Here is a 3,154-nt window from a genome sequence, read left to right on the forward strand (position 1 = left end):
TTGTGCCGGGCACCTTTGGCTGGGACGACGTCGGGGACTTCGCTTCCGTAGGCCGCTTGAACAGTGCGCGGGAAGTCGATGACGTCACGGTCATCGGCGAGGGCGCCCGGGTCTTTACCGAAAACGCCAGCGGCGTGGTGGTTTCGGACACGAAGCGCGTCATCGCCCTGATCGGCATCAAGGACGTAGTCATCGTGGACACCGGCGACGCACTGCTGGTGACTACGAAGCAGCACGCCCAGCGGGTCAAGGGAGCGGTTGACGCACTCAAGGCCAGCGGCGATACCGACGTTCTCTAGCCTGGCGGTATTCCGGACCCCTGAGGGGGCGCGTGCCGAAAAACGCGCGGCACAATCTGTAACGAGCAGGCTGTGATGACGCTATTCCGTGGACTCTCGCTAGAGTAAATGAGTGCGAAATTACACTACTGAAGCCGAGCCCACCACATTAGTGCGGCCATGGCTGGAGCCTCTCCTTCCGGAACTGCTCACTTTCCGCCGGGACCTCCATGCGCACCCAGAGCTTTCCTTCAAGGAATTCCGCACCACTGACAAGCTGGTGGAACGCCTCGAGGCGGCCGGCCTGTCGCCCCGCAGGCTCGAAGGCACCGGGCTCACCGTGGACATCGGCGAGGGCCCTATCGCCACGGCGCTCCGCGGCGATATCGACGCCCTGCCGATCATCGAGGAAACGGGATTGCCGTTTTCGTCCAAGAACCATGGCGTGACGCACGCCTGTGGCCACGATGTCCACACGGCCACCATGCTCGGCATTGCCCTGGTGCTGCAGAGCATGCACGAGGAGTCCCCGCTGGGCGGAACCGTCCGGATTATCTTCCAGCCGGCGGAGGAGACCATGCCCGGCGGTGCCCTGTCCTGCATCGAGCAGGGCGTCCTGGACGGCGTGCCGCGCATTTTTGCGCTGCACTGTGACCCCAGGATCGACGTCGGAAAAATCGGCACGCGTATCGGTGCCATCACGTCAGCTTCAGACACGATCAGGATCGAACTGAGCGGCCGCGGTGGCCATACCTCCCGTCCGCACCTGACCGAGGACCTTGTTTTCGTCCTGGCGCAGATCGCCATCAACGTTCCCGCCGTGCTTTCACGCCGGGTGGACGTCCGAAGCGGCGTCTCGGTGGTGTGGGGCCAGATCAACGCCGGATCAGCGCCCAATGCCATCCCCGGAACGGGCTACATGGCCGGGACCATGCGTTGCCTCGACCGCGATGCGTGGCATGACGCCGGCGAACTGCTGGACGAAGTGGTCAACCAGGTGGCAGCACCGTATGGCGTGGACGTACACCTCGAACACACCAGGGGAGTCCCTCCTGTGGTGAACTCCGAGCACGAAACCGCGCTTATTGAGGCCGCGGCCCGCGCCGAAATCGGGGAAAGTGCGGTCACGCTGACCCCGCAATCCATGGGCGGCGAAGACTTTGCCTGGTTCCTTGCGGAGCTGCCCGGCGCCATGATGCGCCTCGGCACCAAAACCCCGGGCGGGGAAGAATACGATCTGCACCGCGGTGATTACATCGTGGACGAGCGAGCCCTCGGCCTCGGCATCCAGGTCCTCACGGCAGCAGCCCTCCGGTCCATCCGCGACCTCGAAAGTCCCGGCCTCTAGTTACCGGACGGCTTCAACGGACATTTCACGCCCCCTCGGGGACGCGGGGTGTCCGTTCCTGCTTAAGCGTGGGCGTGTCACAACCGATATGCTGACTTTAATCCTAGATAAGTTGTGCGCAATTGAATTGTCCACTATCGTTTATGGTGTGACTGATGCTCCCCGCCTGAACCACCAAGTGTGCTTTGCCCTTTACTCCGCTTCCCGGGCGGCGACAGCGGTTTACCGCCCCGTGCTCGAAGATCTTGGCCTCACCTACCCGCAGTATCTGGTGATGCTGGTCCTGTGGGAAGCCGAACCGCGCGGAGTCAGGGAGCTGGGGGACGAGCTGGGCCTGGATTCCGGCACGCTGTCACCCCTGCTCAAGCGGCTGGAAGCGATGGGGCTCGTAGAGCGCAACCGGTCCGGCGAGGACGAACGCCGTGTTGCCGTCCACCTGACAGCCGCCGGACAGGCGCTGAGCAGCAGGGCAAACGCCATTCCCCAGCGCCTGGCCGAAGCAGCCGGACTGACTTCCGACGAACTCGAGCAACTTCGCACCACCTTGGAGCGGCTCACCGAGGCCCTGCACCACTCCCAATGACCACACCGAATTCCAGTACCTACCTCCAACAGGACGGACCATCATGAAGACTCTTTACACTGCCGAGGCACTGGCTTCCGGCGAGGGCCGCAACGGCAACGCGCGCACCAAAGACGGAAAGCTCGACGTCACCCTCGCAAGCCCCGTGGAGTTGGGTGGAAGCGGCCAGGGCACCAACCCTGAGCAGCTTTTTGCGGCGGGCTATGCGGCATGCTTCCACTCGGCATTGCGCCTCGTTGGCGGCAAGGAACGCGCCGACCTGACCGATTCTGCCGTGGCGGCCAAGATCCACTTCGGCGCCCTGGACGGTGGCGCGGGTTACGGCCTGGCTGCTGAGCTGGAAATCGCCGTGCCTGCCCTCGACCTCGCTACGGCAGAAGCCCTGGTGGCCAAAGCGCACCAGATCTGCCCCTACTCCAACGCCACCCGCGGAAACATGACCGTAGACATCAAGATCCTGGAGTTCGCCGCATGAGCACCAACACCGCAACCCTTCCCCGTACCTCCCGGGAGATCCGGCTGGCATCGCGTCCGCACGGCCGGCCCGTCCCGGAAAACTTCAGGCTGGCCGAGTCCGACCTGCCGGAACTGCAGGACGGCCAGGTCCTGGTCCGCAACCTCTTCATCTCCGTTGACCCCTACATGCGCGGACGCATGAATGACACCAAATCGTACTCAGCGCCGTTCGCGCTGGATGCAGCGCTCGACGGCGGCGCCGTGGGTGAAGTGATAGCGTCCCGGGCCGAAGGGCGCAAGGTGGGCGACGTCGTCGTCCATCAACTGGGCTGGCGTGAATTCGCCGTTCTGGAGGCCGACGCCACGGCGGTTGCCCGCACGGACCTCGCCCCGGCGTCGGCATTCCTCGGAGCGCTGGGCATGACCGGGCTGACGGCCTACGCCGGCCTGCTCAAGGTTGCCGAGTTCAAGCCCGGCGACGTCGTGTTC

3 protein-coding genes and 2 pseudogenes are annotated in these 3,154 nt (G+C 64.4%); all 5 read left to right on the forward strand.

From position 1 onward, the window contains the following. Nucleotides 1–299 (forward strand): annotated as a pseudogene (locus DBR22_RS18705) (mannose-1-phosphate guanylyltransferase); the annotation flags it as partial. A gap of 112 nt (nt 300–411) precedes the next feature. After that, complete coding sequence (locus tag DBR22_RS18710) at nt 412–1,626, forward strand: amidohydrolase (RefSeq protein ID WP_108600238.1); 1,215 nt, start codon at nt 412–414, stop codon at nt 1,624–1,626. Between the two features lie 148 nt (nt 1,627–1,774). After that, nucleotides 1,775–2,209 carry a MarR family winged helix-turn-helix transcriptional regulator gene (locus DBR22_RS18715; protein WP_108600239.1) on the forward strand — a complete coding sequence of 145 codons (435 nt, stop codon included), beginning with the start codon at nt 1,775–1,777 and terminating at the stop codon, nt 2,207–2,209. 43 nt (nt 2,210–2,252) lie between these two features. Then, nucleotides 2,253–2,684: an organic hydroperoxide resistance protein gene (locus tag DBR22_RS18720; protein WP_108600240.1), complete on the forward strand. Its 432-nt coding sequence runs from the start codon at nt 2,253–2,255 to the stop codon at nt 2,682–2,684. Then, a pseudogene (locus tag DBR22_RS24785) lies at nt 2,681–3,154 on the forward strand (NADP-dependent oxidoreductase); the annotation flags it as partial. The gene DBR22_RS18720 and the pseudogene DBR22_RS24785, both read left to right, overlap by 4 nt.

Source organism: Arthrobacter sp. HMWF013, assembly GCF_003061105.1.
Lineage (GTDB): Bacteria > Actinomycetota > Actinomycetes > Actinomycetales > Micrococcaceae > Arthrobacter.

What these genes read in the sequence shown, in the direction of transcription:
- DBR22_RS18720 (WP_108600240.1), top strand. Translation starts at nt 2,253, where the DNA reads ATGAAGACTCTTTACACTGCCGAGGCACTGGCTTCCGGCGAGGGCCGC.